Genomic DNA, 17,353 nt, shown 5'->3' with positions numbered 1-17,353 from the left:
GGCCGAAACAGTAGCGGCGCGCAGCCCGGGCGCCGGGCCCCCGGCACCCCTGTGGCAGGACCGTGACACGGCACAGACACGGCTCCGTGACACGGGGGGCGGTACGGCCACCCTCCGCCACCGAAGACACGCGGTCCGTACGAGGAGAGAAGCGGCGCCGCCACCCCCGGCGCCCGGACGCGCGCGGTCCGTATCGGTTCGGTCCCGCGCGCCGGGAGGTCATATGGGTGCGGTCAGACGCGGGGCCCGGCGGGGACCCAGGAAGGCGCTTTCTCGGTCTGCTCCAGCCACGACGCGGGCGGGGCGCCCGCCGGGGCCGCCGCGACGATCCCGCCGACGATGGCGCAGGTGGTGTCGACGTCGCCGCCCGCCTGGGCGGTCACCCAGAACGCGTCCTCGTACGAGCCGAGGGCGCGGGCCGCCGACCAGAGGGCGAAGGGAACCGTGTCCTGTGCGCTGGTGCGGCGGCCGTTGCCGAGGACGGCGGCGACCGTCGTGGGGTCGTCGTAGTCGAGCATGTCCTTCGCGCGCCGTAGCCCGGCCACCACCGCGCTGCGCGGCAGCAGGGCGATCACCGTGTCGAGCAGCGCCTCCGGCCGGGGCGGCCCGCCGGGAGACGCGGCGAGCGCTGCCGCGGCGGCCACGGCCATCGCTCCGGCCACGGCCTCGTGGTGCTGGTGCGTGGTGTAGGAGGAGATCTCGGCCTGGTGGGTGGCCTGCTCCGGGTCGTCGGCGTACCAGGCTCCGAGCGGGGCGATGCGCATGGCGGAACCGTTGCCCCAGGACCCCTGGCCCTGGAAGAGCCCGGCGGCGAGTTCCTGCCAGTCGCCGCCCTCACGTACCAGCCGGAGCATCCTGTTCACGGCGGGGCCGTAGCCGCGGTCGAAGTCGTGGTGTTCGGCGAAGGAGTGGGCCAGCGCGTCCTGGTCGACGCGGCCGTGCTCGGCCAGCACGGCAACCACGGAGCAGGCCATCTCGGTGTCGTCGGTCCACTGCCAGGGCCCCGGCGGCAGGATGCGGCTGCGCAGCAGCGGATAGTTCACGGGGACGAAGAACTGGGAGCCCAGGGCGTCACCGACGGAGAGCCCGCGCAGGCTGGCGAGAGTGCGTTCGTAGCGACGTTCGAAGGTTTCGGAGGAGTAAGAGGTCATCTTGCTGCCACCCTATCCAGTGATGCCGTACGGCTCGGGGGTCCGCCAGCGTGCGAACGGGCGGTCGAGGGTGTACCGGCCGTCGGGTCCGAGCAGCAGCGTCCGGCTCTCGCCGTTGCCCGGGTTGGACAGCGACTCGAACTCGGCTACGGACCAGTGCAGCCAGCGCATGCAGAACAGTCTCATCGTGAGCCCGTGCGTCACGAGCAGCACGTTCGGCGGGTGGTCGGGGTCCTGGAAACTGCGGTGGAGGCTCTCCAGGAAGGCGCCGACCCGGTCGTAGACGTCGGCTCCGGACTCGCCCTGCGCGAAGCGGTAGAAGAAGTGGCCATAGGCGTCCCGGTACGCCTTCTGGAGCCGCACGTCGTCCCGGTCCTGCCAGTTCCCCCAGTCCTGCTCACGCAACCGGGGCTCCTCGCGCACCCGCACGCGGGTGAGATCGAGTCCGAGCGCACGGAAGGTCTCGTGGGTGCGGCGGTAGGGGGAGACGTACACGCTGACCCCTTCCTCGCCGAACACCTCGCGCAACCGGAAGCCGGCCGCCTCCGCCTGCTGGAGCCCGGTGTGCGTCAGCCGCAGGGCATGGTCGGGCTCGCGCTCGTACACCGTGTCGTCCACATTGCCCTCGGACTCTCCGTGCCGTACGAGGACGATGCGCTGCGGTCGTGCCATGGGTCGACCCTAAATGCTGCGCACCGATACGCCTCGTTCGAACGAAGAGCACGGACCCCGGCAACGCCGACGGCACGGACCCCAGGCACCCCCACAGGCCCACCACTGCGGGCCGCAGGCCTGGCCGGCCCCCGCGGCCCGGTCGGGCGACCGGTCAGGCGACCGTCCAGGACGGTTCAAGCTGGACGACGTCCCCGGTCAGCGCCAGTACGTCCGTCTCGGTCTCGGCGCGCTCCGACAGCCGCTCAGCGCTCTGGATGCGGTACTTTCCGCGCTCCGCGCTCGACTGCCACATCGACAGCACCAGGAACTCGTGGCCCGGCGCTTCGCCGAAGACGCCCCGCAGCATGCCCGGCGAACCCGCCATGGCCGGGTTCCAGACCCGGTACTGCATGAGCGCGAAGTGTTCCACCCGGTCCTCGCGGACCTTGCTGTGGGCCACCCGGACGACATCGGCGTCGGTGAAATCCGGTTCAAAGCCCGTCTTCACGTCGAAGCGGTACTCGAACAGCTTGACCTGCGCGTCCCGGCACGCCCCCGGCCGCCCGGCGGTCGCGCCGTCTCCCGCACGCGCCATGTAGGCGTCGTAGAAGACCCGGTTCTCCCAGAAAGCGAAGACGTGGGCGACGTCCGGGCGCCCCCGGCTCCACCCGCCGCCCTGACCTCGGAACCCCGGCTCATCGAGCAGCCCCGCCCCCTGCCGCTGCCCCTGCTCGAACCCATGACGGTCCACTACGGCGCAGCGCATCCACTTGACCAGCACGGCGCCATCGTACGGCTCCGGGCGTAGCGCGCGTCACCTCCCGGTGGAGAACGTCCGAACTCCTTCCGTACCCGGGTGCGGGGTGCCCAGAATGATCTCCATGAACGGTCTGCACGCCCATCCCCTCTTCTCCCGGCTGGAATCCGCCCGGCACGTACTCGTCGCCGGCGCCGGCGGCGGCTTCGACGTCTACGCAGGCCTGCCGATCGCTCTGTCCCTCCTGCACCGGGGGAAGAACGTCACGCTGGCCAACCTCACCTTCAGCTCGATCGAGGGCCTCCCCCTGGACGACTGGCTCGCGCCGGACGTCGCGGCCGTCACCCCCGACAGCTCCTTGCACCAGACGTACTTCCCGGAACGCACCCTCGCCCAGTGGCTCGCCCTGCACGGGTACCCCAGTACCGTCCACGCCCTCACCCGCGTGGGGGTCCAGCCGCTGCGCGAGGCGTACCGGGCGCTGATCGAGCGGTACGACATCGACGCGGTCGTCCTCGTCGACGGCGGTACGGACATCCTCATGCGGGGCGACGAATCCGGTCTCGGCACTCCGGAGGAGGACCTCGCCTCCGTCGCCGCACTCGCCGGGATCGACGTGCCGGAGCGGCTGATCGTCTCCGTCGGGTTCGGGGTCGACGCGTACCACGGGGTCAGCCACGGGCTCGTGCTGGAGAACATCGCCGCCCTGGAGCGGGACGGCGCCTATCTGGGCGCGTTCTCCCTCTCCCGCTCGACGCGCGAGGGCGCGCTCTATCTCGACGCGGTCGCCCACGCGCAGGAGAACACCCCGGACCATCCCAGCATCGTCAACGGGTCGATCGCCGCGGCGGTCCGCGGCTCGTTCGGGGACGTACGGTTCACCTCTCGCACCCGGGGCAGTGAACTCTTCATCAACCCCCTGATGTCGCTCTGCTTCGCCTTCGAGCTGGAGGGCGTGGCCCGCAACTGCCTCTATCTCGACCGCATCGAGGACACGCACCTCCTGCGCCAGGTCAGCACCCGGATCGAACTGTTCCGCGAGGAGACCGTCCAGCGCCCGCCCCTCCGCATCCCGCACTAGAGGTGGTGTCCGGCGGCCGCCGCTCGGGCCACATCACCAGGAGGAACCAGTGTCATACCCGCGACCGCTCACCCCGGAGGAGAAAATCACCGATGCGAAGAAGCTGCTCTGCCTCCCGCGCATCGTCGTGATCTGCGGCTCCACCCGCTTCATGACCGAGATGAACGAGGCCGACCTGCGGGAGACCACAGCCGGACATATTGTCGTCAAGCCGGGCTTCGACATGAAGTCGCCGCACGGACTCCGGTCCGATCCTGCCGACGCCGACGCGCTGAGGGTTCGACTCGGCGATCTGCACCGGGCGAAGATCAGGCTTGCCGACGAGGTACTCGTGGTCGGCGACCACATCGGAGACAGCACCCGAGCCGAGATCGCCTACGCGAGGTCGCTGGGCAAGCCCGTGCAGTTCACCCACCCCGGAGCCCACCCCGGGGTCGACTCCGGAGCCGCCCCCGACGCCTGACCGCCCGCCGCCACCTCGACAACCAGGGCGGGCGGCCCGCCGCCCGGCCTTCCCCCCGCCCACACCCACGCCGACCGACACACGGCCGCTTCGCGCCAGTTCGGGCCCGACGTGGCCCGATCCGGCCGCCCGGGGCCAACGCGGTTGGATCCGAAGAGAGTTATAGCCATCATCGGGTTGTAGGACCGGACTGATGGCGCAGCGGCATGAAGGGACGTCTGATGAGCACCCCCAGCAGCAATCCCAACAAGGACATCGAGAAGGTCGAAGTACGGCTCAAGTGGGACCCCAGCGAGTTCGGTGAATCGCCCAATGACCTGGACATCATCGCGGGCACGTACGTCGCCGACGCCCCGTTCGGCGCTCCCGACTATCTCGTGCACTTCGACAGCCGCTCCCCCGACGGCACGATCACCCTCAACCGGGACAGCCGTACCGGCCAGGGGCTCGGGTACGACGAGGTCATGACCCTGGAACTCGACCGGCTCGCGGAGCGGTACGTACGGGTCCTCGTGGGTGTGGCGATCCAGCAGCGCGACGGCCGCAAGACGTTCGGTGGGGTGGTCGGCACCGGCGTTCAGATCCGCGAGGGTTACACCGAACTGGGCAGGGACGACTTCTCGGGTGTCGCCTCGGCGACGGCGGCGGTCGTGGCCGAGTTCACCCGGGACGGCTCGGGCATCTGGACCTTCCACCCCGGGCTGCGGGGGTTCGAAGGCGACCCTGGCACCTTCGCCGCCGAGATGGGCGGCGAAGGGCCTTCCGGCCGACTGACCTGAACGCCTGTGCCGTCTCGCTCCGGCGAGGGCGAGGGCGAGAGACGAGGGCGAGGGACGAGGGGCCGGGGCACCGGTGGCACCGCCCCGGCAGCGCTACGGCGAAGGGGACCGGCCGATGGCCGGTCCCCTTCGTGGGCTGTTGATCAGCTAGGTGCGCGGATCACGCCGGATGCCGATCCGGCGTGATCCCGCCCGGTATCAGCTGCAACCGCTGGTCGAGCCGCAGCCCTCGCAGATGTAGCAGGACCCGGCACGCTGCATCTTCGTCCCGCAGGAGAAGCAGAGCGGGGCGTCGGCACTGATGCCGAGCTGCATCTCGACCAGTTCGGCCGAGGTGTGCGCGGTCCGCGGCGCCGGCTTCTCGGCGGCCTGCACCGGGGCGGCGACGGCCTTCAGCGGCTCCACGTGCAGCGGGGCGGACTGGGCCAGCGCCTCGGTGTCGACATCGTCGTCCTCGGTCGGCTCGTACGAGCCGGTGTCCAGGTGACGCTGACGCTCCTCGGCGGAGTGGATGCCGAGGGCCGAGCGGGTCTCGAAGGGCAGGAAGTCGAGCGCCAGACGACGGAAGATGTAGTCGACGATCGACTGCGCCATCCGCACGTCCGGGTCGTCCGTCATGCCGGCCGGCTCGAAGCGCATGTTGGTGAACTTCGAGACGTACGTCTCCAGCGGGACGCCGTACTGCAGACCGACCGAGACGGCGATGGAGAAGGCGTCCATCATGCCGGCGAGGGTGGAGCCCTGCTTCGACATCTTCAGGAAGACCTCGCCGAGACCGTCGTCCGGGTAGGAGTTGGCGGTCATGTAACCCTCGGCGCCACCGACCGTGAAGGAGGTGGTGATCCCCGGGCGGCCCTTGGGCAGACGCTTGCGGACCGGGCGGTACTCGACGACCTTCTCGACCGCGGTGCGGATGGTCTCCTCGGCCTTGGCGGTGACCGCCACCTTCTCCTTCTCCTTGGTCTTCGCGGAGAGGGGCTGGCCGACCTTGCAGTTGTCGCGGTAGATGGCGAGCGCCTTGACGCCCATCTTCCACGCCTCGAAGTAGACCTCTTCGACGTCCTCGACCGTGGCCGTCTCCGGCAGGTTCACGGTCTTGGAGAGCGCGCCGGAGATCCACGGCTGGATGGCCGCCATCATCCGGACGTGGCCCATGGCCGAGATGGAACGCTCACCCATGGCGCAGTCGAAGACCTCGTAGTGCTCGGTCTTCAGGGCCGGGGCGTCGATGACGTTCCCGTTCTCCGCGATGTGGGCGACGATCGCCTCGATCTGCTCCGGCTGGTAACCGAGGCGGCGCAGCGCCTGCGGCACGGTGCCGTTGACGATCTGCATCGAGCCGCCGCCGACCAGCTTCTTGAACTTGACCAGGGCGAGGTCGGGCTCCAGGCCGGTGGTGTCGCAGGACATCGCCAGGCCGATGGTGCCGGTCGGGGCGATGACGGACGCCTGGGCGTTGCGGAATCCGTTCTTCGCACCGAGGCGGATCACGTCCTGCCAGGCCTCCGTGGCGGCGGCCCAGATCGGCGCGTCCAGGTCGTCCACGTGGACGGCCTTGGTGTTGGCGTCGGCGTGCTGCTGCATGACGCGCTGGTGGGGCTCGGCGTTACGGGCGTAACCGTCGTACGGGCCGACGACCGCGGCGAGTTCGGCGGAACGACGGTAGGAGGTACCGGTCATCAGCGAGGTGATGGCGCCGGCGAGCGCGCGGCCACCGTCGCTGTCGTACGCGTGGCCGGTCGCCATCAGCAGGGCGCCGAGGTTGGCGTAGCCGATGCCGAGCTGGCGGAAGGCGCGGGTGTTCTCGCCGATCTTCTCCGTGGGGAAGTCCGCGAAGCAGATGGAGATGTCCATCGCGGTGATGACCAGCTCGACGACCTTGGCGAAGCGCTCGGACTCGAAGGACTGGTGCCCTTCGCCGTCGTCCTTGAGGAACTTCATGAGGTTCAGCGAGGCGAGGTTGCACGAGGTGTTGTCCAGGTGCATGTACTCGCTGCACGGGTTCGAGCCGTTGATGCGGCCGGACTCCGGGCAGGTGTGCCAGGCGTTGATGGTGTCGTCGTACTGGATACCCGGGTCGGCGCAGGCCCAGGCGGCCTCGGCCATCTTGCGGAAGAGCGACTTCGCCTCGACCTCTTCGATGACCTCGCCGGTCATGCGGGCGCGCAGACCGAACTTTCCGCCGGACTCCACGGCCTTCATGAACTCGTCGTTCACGCGGACGGAGTTGTTGGCGTTCTGGTACTGGACGGACGTGATGTCGTCGCCGCCCAGGTCCATGTCGAAGCCCGCGTCGCGCAGGGCGCGGATCTTCTCCTCTTCCTTCACCTTGGTCTCGATGAAGTTCTCGATGTCGGGGTGGTCGACGTCGAGGATGACCATCTTGGCCGCGCGGCGGGTGGCGCCGCCGGACTTGATGGTTCCGGCGGAGGCGTCGGCACCGCGCATGAAGGAGACCGGGCCGGAGGCGTTGCCGCCGGAGGAGAGGAGTTCCTTGGAGGAACGGATGCGGGACAGGTTCAGGCCGGCGCCGGAACCGCCCTTGAAGATCATTCCCTCTTCCTTGTACCAGTCGAGGATCGACTCCATGGAGTCGTCGACGGAGAGGATGAAGCAGGCGGAGACCTGCTGCGGCTGGGGGGTGCCGACGTTGAACCAGACCGGGGAGTTGAAGCTGAAGATCTGGTGCAGGAGGGCGTACGCCAGCTCGTGCTCGAAGATCTCGGCGTCCGCGGGGGAGGCGAAGTACTGGTGCTCCTCGCCGGCCCTGCGGTAGGTCGTCACGATCCGGTCGATCAGCTGACGCAGACCGGTCTCGCGCTGCGGCGTGCCGACAGCTCCGCGGAAGTACTTGCTGGTGACGATGTTGACCGCGTTCACCGACCAGAAGTCGGGGAACTCGACGCCACGCTGCTCGAAGTTGATCGAGCCGTCGCGCCAGTTGGTCATGACGACGTCACGGGACTCCCACGCCACCTCGTCGTACGGATGCACGCCGGGGGTGGTGTGGATGCGCTCGATACGCAGACCCTTGCTCGGCTTGGTCCCCTTGATGCGGGGACTGCGTGCCGGGCCGCTCGTCGTCTCTGTCATTGCCGCCTCCCATATGTGGGCAAAAACGCCCTGAAGTGCCCAGTTCTTCCCGGGGCACGGTGCTGTGTCTGGTGCTTCGAGCGCCGTCCTCGGCGCCGGAAGCAGGTCTGTGGACCACCCTTTCGCCGTCCGGCAGACCTCGGCCGGACGGCGTGTACCACTCAGTGGGCGGGAACGGAGGGAGCGGGGACCTCGGGGGTCTCCCCGCCCTCTCCGGCGGGAAGCCGTCGTTCGCGCAGTTCCGCGATGGCGGCTTCGAAGTCTTCGAGCGAGTCGAACGCCCGGTACACGGACGCGAAACGCAGGTACGCGACGAGGTCGAGTTCCCGCAGGGGGCCGAGTATGGCGAGCCCCACGTCGTGGGTGGTCAGCTCGGCACTCCCGGTGGCGCGCACCGCCTCCTCGACCCGCTGGCCGAGTTTGGCGAGGGCGTCCTCGGTGACCGGCCGCCCCTGGCACGCCTTGCGGACGCCCGAGATGACCTTGGTACGACTGAAGGGCTCGGTCACCCCGCTGCGCTTCACGACCATGAGCGAGCAGGTCTCCACCGTGGTGAACCGGCGGGAGCAGTCGGGGCACTGGCGGCGGCGCCGGATCGAGGTGCCGTCGTCCGTCGTGCGACTGTCGACGACCCTGCTGTCGGGGTGCCTGCAGAAGGGGCAGTGCATGGTTCCCAAGCCTCCTTCATGGCACGAGTAATGAGCCTCACAGGGCCCCACCGGGGCCCTGTCGAAGCAGTCACCAGCATAGGCGATCCCCGGCGCTCACCGGACCGGGGACCACAACCTCTGGGTGACCCGGGCAATCCAACCACTAGATCTAGGGTTTCGATCGGTTTCTGCCCCAGGCGTGTCGGACCGGCCCGGGGCGCCCGGGCCGCGCACGGCCAAGGCACGAGGGTACGGGAAACAGCCGCGCGCCGGGACGCCGGGTGGCGCCCTCACGGTCACCCTTCCCCGGGCCGGCGGGGGCCCGCGGGCGCCCCCGCCGCACCCTCCCCGGGCGCGCCGGGGATTGGCCCCGGGGGGCCGCCGCCACGATGCGGAAAGAGCGGCGGTACCGTGACGAGCCGCATTCACGAGCCCGTCCGCACCCCGCGCATACACCCGGGCATAAAGGCATGGCATGCCTTTATGCGTTTTTCACTCGAACGTGTGTTTGGCGCAACCTTTCGAAAGCTACTACCGTTGTCCAGCCAGGGAGAACATTTCGAGAGGGGCCGATGTGACCACCAGCGCCGACAGTGCCACGATCACTGCCCGGGACCACCGCTCTCCGAGCCGACCTGAGCCGGTGCATGCAATGAATGACTCTGTCACGAACCCGGACGGGCCGGAGCCCCCCAGGGCCGCGCGCTCCTTGCCCGGGCGTCCCCCTGGCATCCGGGCCGACAGTTCGGGCCTCACCGACCGGCAGCGGCGGGTCATCGAGGTGATCCGTGACTCGGTGCAGCGCCGGGGGTATCCACCGTCGATGCGCGAGATCGGACAGGCCGTCGGCCTGTCCAGCACCTCGTCGGTGGCCCACCAGCTCATGGCCCTGGAACGCAAGGGTTTCCTCCGCAGGGACCCGCACCGCCCGCGGGCGTACGAAGTCCGGGGTTCCGACCAGCCCATGTCGACGCAGACGGACACGACGGGCAAGCCCGCCGCCTCGTACGTCCCCCTGGTCGGCCGGATCGCGGCCGGAGGTCCGATCCTCGCCGAGGAATCGGTGGAGGACGTCTTCCCGCTCCCCCGCCAATTGGTGGGTGACGGCGAGCTGTTCGTCCTCAAGGTAGTCGGCGACTCCATGATCGAAGCCGCCATCTGCGACGGCGACTGGGTCACTGTACGCCGCCAGCCCGTCGCCGAGAACGGCGACATCGTCGCGGCCATGCTGGAGGGCGAAGCCACCGTCAAGCGGTTCCGCCGCGAGGACGGCCATGTATGGCTGCTCCCGCACAACTCCGCCTACCAGCCGATCCCCGGTGACGAGGCGACCATTCTCGGCAAGGTCGTGGCCGTACTGCGGCGCGTCTGACCCCGGTGGATCGCATCCGGTAGCCCCACCCCGGAAGACCAGCCCTGGCGCACGGAACCCCGGCGAACGCCCCGTAGAGGTACGAGCGGTCCCCGGGGCTCCGTGCTGCGCGCTGTCCCGCGCAAGGGCCTCACGCGGACCCGTGCGTGGACCGGCACAGGAGCCGCGCGGTTCAGCGGCCCTCGGCCCGCGCCGCCGCGTCGATCGCCGACAGGGAACGCCGGACCTGGTTGCGGTCGGTGGTGTACCAGAAGTCGGGCATCGAGGCCCGCAGGTAGCTGCCGTACCGGGCGTTGGCGAGACGGGGGTCCAGGACCGCCACCACGCCCTTGTCGCCGGTGGCCCGGACGAGCCGGCCCGCCCCCTGGGCCATCAGCAGTGCGGCGTGGGTGGCGGCGACCGCCATGAAGCCGTTCCCGCCCGCCTGCTCGACCGCCTTCTGCCGGGCGCTCATCAGCGGGTCGTCGGGCCGGGGGAAGGGGATGCGGTCCATGACCACGAGCTGGCAGCTCGCGCCCGGCACGTCGACGCCCTGCCAGAGCGACAGGGTGCCGAAGAGGCAGGTGTCCGGGTCGGCCGCGAAGTTCTTGATCAGCTCGCCGAGGGTCTCCTCCCCCTGGAGCAGGATCGGCTTCTCCAGCCGCTCGCGCAGCACCTCCGCCGCCGCCCGCGCCGCGCGCATCGAGGAGAACAGTCCGAGGGTGCGCCCGCCGGCGGCCTCCATCAGCTCGGCCAGCTCGTCGAGCATGTCGGTGCGGGCGCCCTCCCGGCCGGGGGTGGCCAGATGGCGGGCGACGTAGAGGATGCCCTGCTTCGGGTAGTCGAAGGGGGAGCCGACGTCGAGCCCCTTCCACTGCGGTAGGTCCTCCCCCGCGGTGCCCTCGGGGGCGAGCCCCAGGGAGGCACCGACTCCGTTGAAGTCCCCGCCGAGCTTCAGGGTCGCCGAGGTGAGCACCACCGAGCGCTCGGCGAAGAGCTTCTCGCGCAGCAGCCCGGAGACGGAGAGCGGGGCCACCCGCACGGACGCGCCGAACCGGTCGTGGCGTTCGTACCAGACGACGTCCCATTCGGAGCCCTGGGTGATCCGCTCGGCCACCGCGTGGACCGACTCCACCGAGGCCATCGCCTGCTTGCGCACGGCGTCCTCGTCCTGGACGGACTTGTCCCGGGTGGAGCCGAGTGCGGAGATCACCGTGCGGGCGGCGTCACGCAGCGCCATCAACGCGTAGCTGAGATCTTCGGGGACCTCTTCGAGTCGGCCGGGCAGTGCCAGCTCCATGACCCGCTCGAAGCCCTCCGAAGCGGTCTGGAGCGCGTCGGCCGCCTTCTCGTTGACCAGTTTGGCGGCGCGGCGCACCGCGCGGGCGACCTGGCCGGGGGTGAGTTCGCCGGTCGCCACTCCGGTGACGCGGGAGACCAGCTCGTGGGCCTCGTCGACGATCAGCACCTCGTGCGACGGGAGTACCGGTGCGCCCTCGATGGCGTCGATGGCGAGCAGCGCGTGGTTGGTGACCACGACGTCGGCCAGCTTGGCCCGCTCCCGGGCGGCCTCCGCGAAGCACTCGGCGCCGTACGCGCACTTCGAGGCGCCGAGGCACTCCCGGGAGGTGACGGAGACCTGGGCCCAGGCGCGGTCCGAGACGCCTGGGGTCAGGTCGTCCCGGTCACCGGACTCGGTCTCGTCCGACCAGTCCCGCAGCCGCAGCAGGTCCTGCCCCAGCTTGCTCGACGGCGCCGCCGCCTCGAACTGGTCGAAGAGACCCTCCTCCTCGTCCTGCGGGACGCCCTCGTGCAGACGGTGCAGGCAGAGGTAGTTGGAGCGGCCCTTGAGCATCGCGTACTGGGGACGACGGCGCAGCAGCGGGTGGAGCGCCTCCACGGTGCGCGGCAGGTCCCGCTCCACGAGCTGACGCTGGAGGGCGAGCGTGGCCGTGGCGACCACGACCCGCTCCCCGTGCGCCAGCGCGGGGACGAGGTAGCCGAGGGACTTGCCCGTGCCGGTGCCGGCCTGGACGAGAAGGTGGGCGTTGTCGTCCACGGCCCCGGCGACGGCCTCGGCCATCGCGGCCTGGCCGGGCCGTTCCGAACCGCCGACGGCGGCGACGGCGGCATGGAGGAGCTCGGTGAGGGATGGCTTCGTCATAGCCGCACCAGCCTACGGCGCGGCAGTGACAGGGGCGATCACTCCAGGACGGATGCGGCGAAGTGCAGCGGGTTCGGGACGACGCCGTGGACGGCCGCGTGCGGGCGGTCCGGGCGGTCCCGGTAACCGTCCACGAGCAGACGGTTCCGGTTGAGACAGAGCCGCTCGATCTCCGGCGTCAGCATGTCGAACATCTCGAACCGGTCCTTCAGCTCAGGGAACCGGGCGTGGTGGCGCAGGATCTCCGCCCTGACAAGTGACCAGAATTCACCCTCCGGGACGCCCAGCTGTTCTTCGCAGAGCGGTGAGAGATAGCGGAAGACACCGACGAAGAGCCCGGAGTGGATGAACTGGGTGAGGAAGGAGGGCGCCTCGGTCAGCAGCACGGCGCGCACGTCCGCGGGCATGGTGTCGTGCTCGGGCAGCGGGTGTGCGCTGACATTGACGTCGTCGACGAAATCCTTGATCGCGAGCCGCACGGGCACGTCCCGTTCGTCGAAGACCACGATGGCGTTCTCGCCGTGCGGCGAGAAGACGGTTCCGTACCGGTAGAGGAAGTGCAGGAGCGGAGGGAGCAGGGCGGCGAAGAGCCGGACCAGCCAGTCACGGGGTGCCAGTCCGGATCGTCCGACCAGTTCCGCGGTGAAGGCGCGGCCCTCCGGGTCGGTGTGCAGGAGGGAGGCCAGGGTGCGCGCCCGCTCACCCGCCGCCAGCCTCGGCGGCAGCGGCTCGCGCCAGATCGCGCCGAGGATCTCCTTGAACTGGTAGGGCACCTCGGGCAGCCGGTCGTAGAGCGGATGTTCCACCGTCACGGACGCGACCTCGCCGAGCAGGATCACCGCGCAGGTGTCGCGCAGGAACGGGTCGGTGGCGCACAGCCCCTGCACCCAGCCGGTGACGGCGGGCGCGGCGAGGGTGCGCTCGGTCGGCAGTCCGCGCCAGACGAGGGTGTTGAGGATCGACAGCGGGAGCTTCACCGTGAAGCGGTCGGGACGGCCCACGTTGGCGAAGGTCCGGATGGACTGCTGCGCCAGCCGCAGATCACCGTCGGCGTAGAGGGGGACGATGTCGTTCCCGGCGATGGCGGGGGCGTAGAGAGGCACGATCCACTCGTCCCACTGCCAGGGGTGGACGGGCAGGTAGACGTACTCCCGCGCGTCGAGCCCGCGGTCGGCGAGCCGGGCCGCGAAGGCCTCCCGCACGGCGGGGTCGAGTTCGCGGGCGTACAGCTCGTCGGGGGTGGCGAGCCCGGGTCCGCCGCGGTAGCCGGCGATCCGGGTGCTGACGGCGATCCACGGCAGGGTGGTGGCGGCGCGCGCCTCGGGGGTGAAGCGGGCGGCGTCGGTGGCCGAGAAGCCGAGGCGCCCCTTGTTGGCGACCAGCCAGGGGTGGCCGGTCTGGTGGCCCTCGAGCTCGGCGTAGCCGAGGTCGGCGAGTTCGGCCGCGCCGAGGGCGGTGTGGGCGAGGTGTGCGTCGGCGGCCAGGGTGCGGGTGAGTTCGCGCACGAGGTGGCCGAGGGTGGCGCCGTCCAGCCCGAGGAGGCGGCGGGCGCGGGTGAGGAAGAGCAGCGGATCGCGGAACGGCCGCCCCTGCGGGGAACCGTTCCCGTCCCCGTTGCCCCCCCCGTTCCCGTTCCCATTCGCGTACTCGTCCCCGTTCCCGGGTGCGGTGGTCTCGCGGACCGAGGAGGGGTCGACGCGCCAGCTTCCGTACACCCCTCGGCGGGCCCGGAAGGCGAGCGTGGCCCCGTCGTCGAGGAGGAGCGCGTACGGTTCGCCGGTGCCGTCCGTGGTGACGGGCGGCTGCTGCGGGAGCGGCAGGAGGATCTCCTCGTACGCGAACTCGCCGAGCATCTTCGCGAGCAGTTGGGCCGTGACCCGGTCCCAGACGGCTCTGTTCAGCTCCGGGCGGTCCGGAAGCTGCTGGCGCCCCGCCGGTTCAGGGCTCACGGGATATTTCTGCACGGGGACTCCTCGGGACGGAACCGATGGGGTTCGAGCGGTGTGCGCGCTTCGGCGTGTTCTTCACAGGTGGTCTCGGTGGGCTCGGTCGCGGATCATCAGGGCGGCCCTCTTCTCGGGCAGTTCGACTTCGGCGGAGAAACGGAATCCCGCGCTCAGAAAGGCCGAGACGGAGGGGGTGTTGCGCAGGTCGGGTTCCGCGACGACGCGTGCGCAGGAGGGACGGTGGTCGAGCACGAGGTCGGCCACCGCGCGCAGCAGCGTGGTGCCGACCCGCCGGCCCCGGTCGGTGACCCCGCCGATCAGCAGGTGCACCCCGGTGTCGTGGGGGCGGGCCGGATAGTGGCGGGCGAGCGGATCGAGATCGGCGCGGTAGATCTCCCAGTAGCTCATCGCCCTGCCGTCGAGGACACCGAGGCACGGGACGCTCCTCCCGTCGCCTTCGAGCTGCGCCGCGAGGTGGCGGGCGGTGACCTCTTCGGGCCCCGCGAGTTCCCAGAAGGCGGCGACAGCCGGATCGTTCATCCAGCGGGTGATGACGGCGAGGTCGCGTCCGAGCCGTACGGGCACCAGTCGGAAGATTCCGGCGGCCGTGGTGGCGGGGTGCCAGGCGCCGGGCGCGTCCAGCAGCGTGGACGCCCCGGGGCCGCCGGCAGGCGTCCGCCGGAGTGCGGGTGGGAGGTCCGAGGCGTCCGCGGTATCCGAGACGTCCGAGGCGTCCGAGGCGTCCGAGGCGTCCGAGGCGTCCGAGGCGAACACCGCCAGGAGTTCCTCGGTCAGACGGAGGTCCAGGGTGTCCTCGACAGCGGTCACCGGGCGGTGCGGGGGCGGTCCTGCGGCCGCCCCGCCGGTCGCCCAGGGGTCTTCTGCTCGCGTCATCCTGGCATCTTGTCCGCCCGCGGCCTTCCGTGAAACCGGTCCGGCCGCCGGGTTCCCGGGCGTGTCGACAGGTGGCACAACGACGTTCTCCTCTCCTGGGTACCGGCGGTCCCGGCGCCCTGTATCTCCCGCGCGCCGACGGCACCGGCGCCCCCGGTTCTCCCGCGCACCGGCGGCCCGGTCTCCGGCGGGCACGACGGCCCGTGCCCCCGGCCGAGAGCCGGTGGAGACCCAGCCCCGGCGCCTCGCCGGGGGCCCGTGCGGGGCCGGTGCGGGCCCCGGGCGGGTGCGGCGTTCCGCGCCAGGGGGCCGCGGCGGAGGCGGGAGGCCGGGCCGAAGCCTCGACGGCGGCCGGTTACGCCGCCGAGGCACGGCGCCCGGCCTCGCGCCCGGTTCCCGGCACGATCCGGACGGAGGGCCGTCGACGCGTACCGGGGACGTAAGCACTTCGGCGGGTGGGTGCTTCAGAAATTCAGCGGGTTGGTGATGGTCACGTACACGGACTGGGTGTCGACGGGTCCGACGAGTTCGTCCATGCCGTTCAGCCGGGTCAGCAGGTTGGCCTTGCAGCGCAGCCGGTCGGTCTCCAGGAGGTACGCCGGAAGGGGCGAGCCCATGGGGGCGGCGGAACGCAGGAAGCGGCGGAACGCGTCGATCAGGAGGTGTTCGTCGGCGAGGTGCTGGGAACCGAAGGCGCCGATCAACCCGAAGACGTTGTTGATGCCCAGGTAGTAGGCGAACCGCTCGTCGGTGACGGTGTCGGAGACGAAGGTGTCGCTCTCGGCGCCGATGCCGGGCAGCCGCTGGTCGAGCGCGCCCCGGTGGGACTCGCGGAAGTAGTACCCCTGGTTGTCGCGGTACCGGCCGCCCACGGGCCAGCCGTCCGCGTCGAGCAGCACGAGGGTGTTCTGCTGATGCGCCTCCAGGGCCACCCCGGCGTGGGCGTCGAGCCAGAGGACGGGGCGTACGACGCGGTCGAGGTAGCGCAGGAACCACTCGGCGGAGACGGCGCCGACGGTGCGTCCGGTCCGCTCGGCGAGGCGGGACACGGCCTCCGCCAGCCGTGAGCGCATCGCGGTACGCCCGCGGCGGGGGCGTACCGCAGTGAGGCCGGCGACGCAGAGGGCGTCGTCGTGCGGGCCGAACGGGTTGTTCCGCAGGACCACGTCGAGCCCCTGGACCGGGGTGCCGTCCTTGGTGTCGACGGCGAGCCAGGCCGGGTCGCGGACGATGTCGAACCCGGGGTGGGCCCGGCGCCACTCGGCGGAGAGGCCGCCGCCGAGGAGCCGGTGCACCTCCACTCCCCGGTGGAGTTCCTTGCGGAGGTTCTCCCGGCGGGAGTTGGTGATGCGTACGCCCAGCGAGAGCTTGAGCATCACGCCCGCGCCCGGCCGGTACACGGTCCGTACCGAGGAGGTGGGGTGCCAGCGGCCTCCCGCGGGGCCGAGGTCGTGGAGGAGTCCCGCGTCCAGGAGTTCGGTGACCTCGGTGCGCCGCCGAAGCTCTTCGGCCTGCCAGGGGTGGACCGGCAGGGCGACCGTGCCCTCGGGCAGGCGCAGCCCTCCGGTGTGCGGAGCGAGCAGTTCCTCGGCGGTGACCGGACGGCCGTCGCGCGTCCAGGCGGAGTCGGTGGCGAGGACACAGCGGTCGACGGCCATCCAGTGGAGCGGGAAGCTGCCGTGGAGTTCGGGCGAGTAGAGCCGGGCCTCCGATTCCGAGAGCCCTTCGCGGCTCTTGGGTGTCGGGTGGAGCGGGTGTCCGTGCAACAGGGACTGCTCGGCGGCGAGGAAGGGGTCGGTGCCGGGGGGCTCCTCGGGCGTGCGGCGCCATTGGGTGAGGAACCCGGTGGTGTGGCGTACGGAGTCGGCGACCCGGCCCACGAGTTCGGCGGCGGCGTGCGGGTCGCCCTCGCGGCAGAGCAGGGCGGCGACGGTGACCGCGTCGGCGCACGGGGATCCCGCGGGGGCACCTTCGAGGGCGGCCGGGCCGAAGCGGTGGTGGCCGGTCGGCGACCAGTACAGCACCGGCACGAGGAGGGCGGTGCCGCTGGCGGGGAGCGGGATGCGCAGGGTGTCCCTCTCTGGGCGCGGCAGGTCGTTCTCCCGCGCCCAGCAGCGCAGCAGGCTCTCGGCGCCCGCGACGTCGGCCGCGCGGTACGGGTCAGGATCGTCCAGCGGGTCCGCGTGCGGGACCGGGGCGCCCTCGTCGCCCTCGTCCTCGTAGCGGCCGGCCTTCTGGCGTGGAACGGTCGTCGCCTCGGCCGTACGCGGACCGAGCGGCGCGTGCTGCCCTCGGAGCTGGCTGGGGAGGGGGGTGTCGGCCTCGGGCGCGGGGGTGGGGTTCACGGCTTCTTCCTTGTGAGGGGTTGCG

General features: G+C 71.0%; 13 protein-coding genes. 4 read left to right on the top strand and 9 right to left on the bottom strand.

The window, feature by feature from the left end; translation table 11 throughout:
* Nucleotides 1–233: 233 nt before the first annotated feature.
* The 3 genes from ACFYPN_RS06555 to ACFYPN_RS06545 all read right to left on the bottom strand — a co-directional run bounded on the left by ACFYPN_RS06555 (nucleotide 234) and on the right by ACFYPN_RS06545 (nucleotide 2,586).
* Entirely contained in the window at nucleotides 234–1,151 is a 918-nt protein-coding gene (locus tag ACFYPN_RS06555) for an ADP-ribosylglycohydrolase family protein (protein ID WP_389297039.1), read from the bottom strand.
* Between the two features lie 12 nt (nucleotides 1,152–1,163).
* Entirely contained in the window at nucleotides 1,164–1,823 is a 660-nt protein-coding gene (locus tag ACFYPN_RS06550; RefSeq protein WP_358760795.1) for a histidine phosphatase family protein, read from the bottom strand.
* 154 nt (nucleotides 1,824–1,977) lie between these two features.
* Nucleotides 1,978–2,586 carry a DUF4937 domain-containing protein gene (locus tag ACFYPN_RS06545; protein WP_389297036.1) on the bottom strand — a complete coding sequence of 203 codons (609 nt, stop codon included), beginning with the start codon at nucleotides 2,584–2,586 and terminating at the stop codon, nucleotides 1,978–1,980.
* 100 nt (nucleotides 2,587–2,686) lie between these two features.
* On the opposite strand from ACFYPN_RS06545, the gene ACFYPN_RS06540 reads away from it, so the two are divergent.
* The 3 genes from ACFYPN_RS06540 (at nucleotide 2,687) to ACFYPN_RS06530 (ending at nucleotide 4,885) form a co-directional block, all read left to right on the top strand.
* Entirely contained in the window at nucleotides 2,687–3,643 is a 957-nt protein-coding gene (locus ACFYPN_RS06540) for a DUF1152 domain-containing protein (protein WP_389297034.1), read from the top strand.
* A gap of 49 nt (nucleotides 3,644–3,692) precedes the next feature.
* Entirely contained in the window at nucleotides 3,693–4,106 is a 414-nt protein-coding gene (locus tag ACFYPN_RS06535; protein WP_389297032.1) for a hypothetical protein, read from the top strand.
* A 221-nt stretch (nucleotides 4,107–4,327) separates the two neighbouring features.
* Nucleotides 4,328–4,885, top strand: coding sequence for a TerD family protein (locus tag ACFYPN_RS06530; protein WP_389297030.1), 558 nt, complete (start codon nucleotides 4,328–4,330; stop codon nucleotides 4,883–4,885).
* 198 nt (nucleotides 4,886–5,083) lie between these two features.
* On the opposite strand, the gene ACFYPN_RS06525 is transcribed toward ACFYPN_RS06530, so the two are convergent.
* Together ACFYPN_RS06525 and nrdR are read right to left on the bottom strand one after the other, a co-directional pair.
* The gene (locus ACFYPN_RS06525; protein ID WP_358760790.1) at nucleotides 5,084–7,978 is read right to left on the bottom strand and encodes a vitamin B12-dependent ribonucleotide reductase; all 2,895 of its coding nucleotides are present in this window, start codon (nucleotides 7,976–7,978) and stop codon (nucleotides 5,084–5,086) included.
* 161 nt (nucleotides 7,979–8,139) lie between these two features.
* Nucleotides 8,140–8,646, bottom strand: coding sequence for a transcriptional regulator NrdR (nrdR, locus tag ACFYPN_RS06520; protein ID WP_327178357.1), 507 nt, complete (start codon nucleotides 8,644–8,646; stop codon nucleotides 8,140–8,142).
* Between the two features lie 556 nt (nucleotides 8,647–9,202).
* Between nrdR and lexA the strand changes: the two genes are divergently transcribed.
* Entirely contained in the window at nucleotides 9,203–10,000 is a 798-nt protein-coding gene (gene lexA, locus ACFYPN_RS06515; protein WP_358760789.1) for a transcriptional repressor LexA, read from the top strand.
* Nucleotides 10,001–10,172: 172 nt separating this feature from the next.
* Here lexA and ACFYPN_RS06510 read toward each other — a convergent pair whose 3' ends face one another.
* From ACFYPN_RS06510 to ACFYPN_RS06495, 4 genes are all read right to left on the bottom strand, one after another.
* Nucleotides 10,173–12,143, bottom strand: coding sequence for an ATP-dependent DNA helicase (locus tag ACFYPN_RS06510; RefSeq protein WP_358760788.1), 1,971 nt, complete (start codon nucleotides 12,141–12,143; stop codon nucleotides 10,173–10,175).
* 38 nt (nucleotides 12,144–12,181) lie between these two features.
* Nucleotides 12,182–14,107, bottom strand: a complete 1,926-nt coding sequence (locus ACFYPN_RS06505) for an IucA/IucC family protein (protein ID WP_389297026.1) — start codon at nucleotides 14,105–14,107, stop codon at nucleotides 12,182–12,184.
* A 60-nt stretch (nucleotides 14,108–14,167) separates the two neighbouring features.
* Nucleotides 14,168–15,061: a GNAT family N-acetyltransferase gene (locus ACFYPN_RS06500; protein ID WP_389297024.1), complete on the bottom strand. Its 894-nt coding sequence runs from the start codon at nucleotides 15,059–15,061 to the stop codon at nucleotides 14,168–14,170.
* 386 nt (nucleotides 15,062–15,447) lie between these two features.
* Nucleotides 15,448–17,328 (bottom strand): IucA/IucC family protein, encoded by a 1,881-nt coding sequence (locus ACFYPN_RS06495; protein ID WP_389297022.1) that lies wholly within the window; start codon nucleotides 17,326–17,328, stop codon nucleotides 15,448–15,450.
* Between the last annotated feature and the right edge of the window lie 25 nt (nucleotides 17,329–17,353).

It is taken from the genome of Streptomyces sp. NPDC005576 (assembly GCF_042871745.1).
In the GTDB taxonomy this organism is placed as follows: Bacteria; Actinomycetota; Actinomycetes; order Streptomycetales; family Streptomycetaceae; genus Streptomyces.
Note: the sequence above shows the minus strand (reverse complement) of the source record. Positions and strands in the feature narration are given on the sequence as shown.

What these genes read in the sequence shown, in the direction of transcription:
- ACFYPN_RS06555 (WP_389297039.1), bottom strand. Translation starts at nt 1,151, where the DNA reads ATGACCTCTTACTCCTCCGAAACCTTCGAACGTCGCTACGAACGCACT.
- ACFYPN_RS06550 (WP_358760795.1), bottom strand. Translation starts at nt 1,823, where the DNA reads ATGGCACGACCGCAGCGCATCGTCCTCGTACGGCACGGAGAGTCCGAG.
- ACFYPN_RS06540 (WP_389297034.1), top strand. Translation starts at nt 2,687, where the DNA reads ATGAACGGTCTGCACGCCCATCCCCTCTTCTCCCGGCTGGAATCCGCC.
- ACFYPN_RS06530 (WP_389297030.1), top strand. Translation starts at nt 4,328, where the DNA reads ATGAGCACCCCCAGCAGCAATCCCAACAAGGACATCGAGAAGGTCGAA.
- ACFYPN_RS06525 (WP_358760790.1), bottom strand. Translation starts at nt 7,978, where the DNA reads ATGACAGAGACGACGAGCGGCCCGGCACGCAGTCCCCGCATCAAGGGG.
- nrdR (WP_327178357.1), bottom strand. Translation starts at nt 8,646, where the DNA reads ATGCACTGCCCCTTCTGCAGGCACCCCGACAGCAGGGTCGTCGACAGT.
- ACFYPN_RS06510 (WP_358760788.1), bottom strand. Translation starts at nt 12,143, where the DNA reads ATGACGAAGCCATCCCTCACCGAGCTCCTCCATGCCGCCGTCGCCGCC.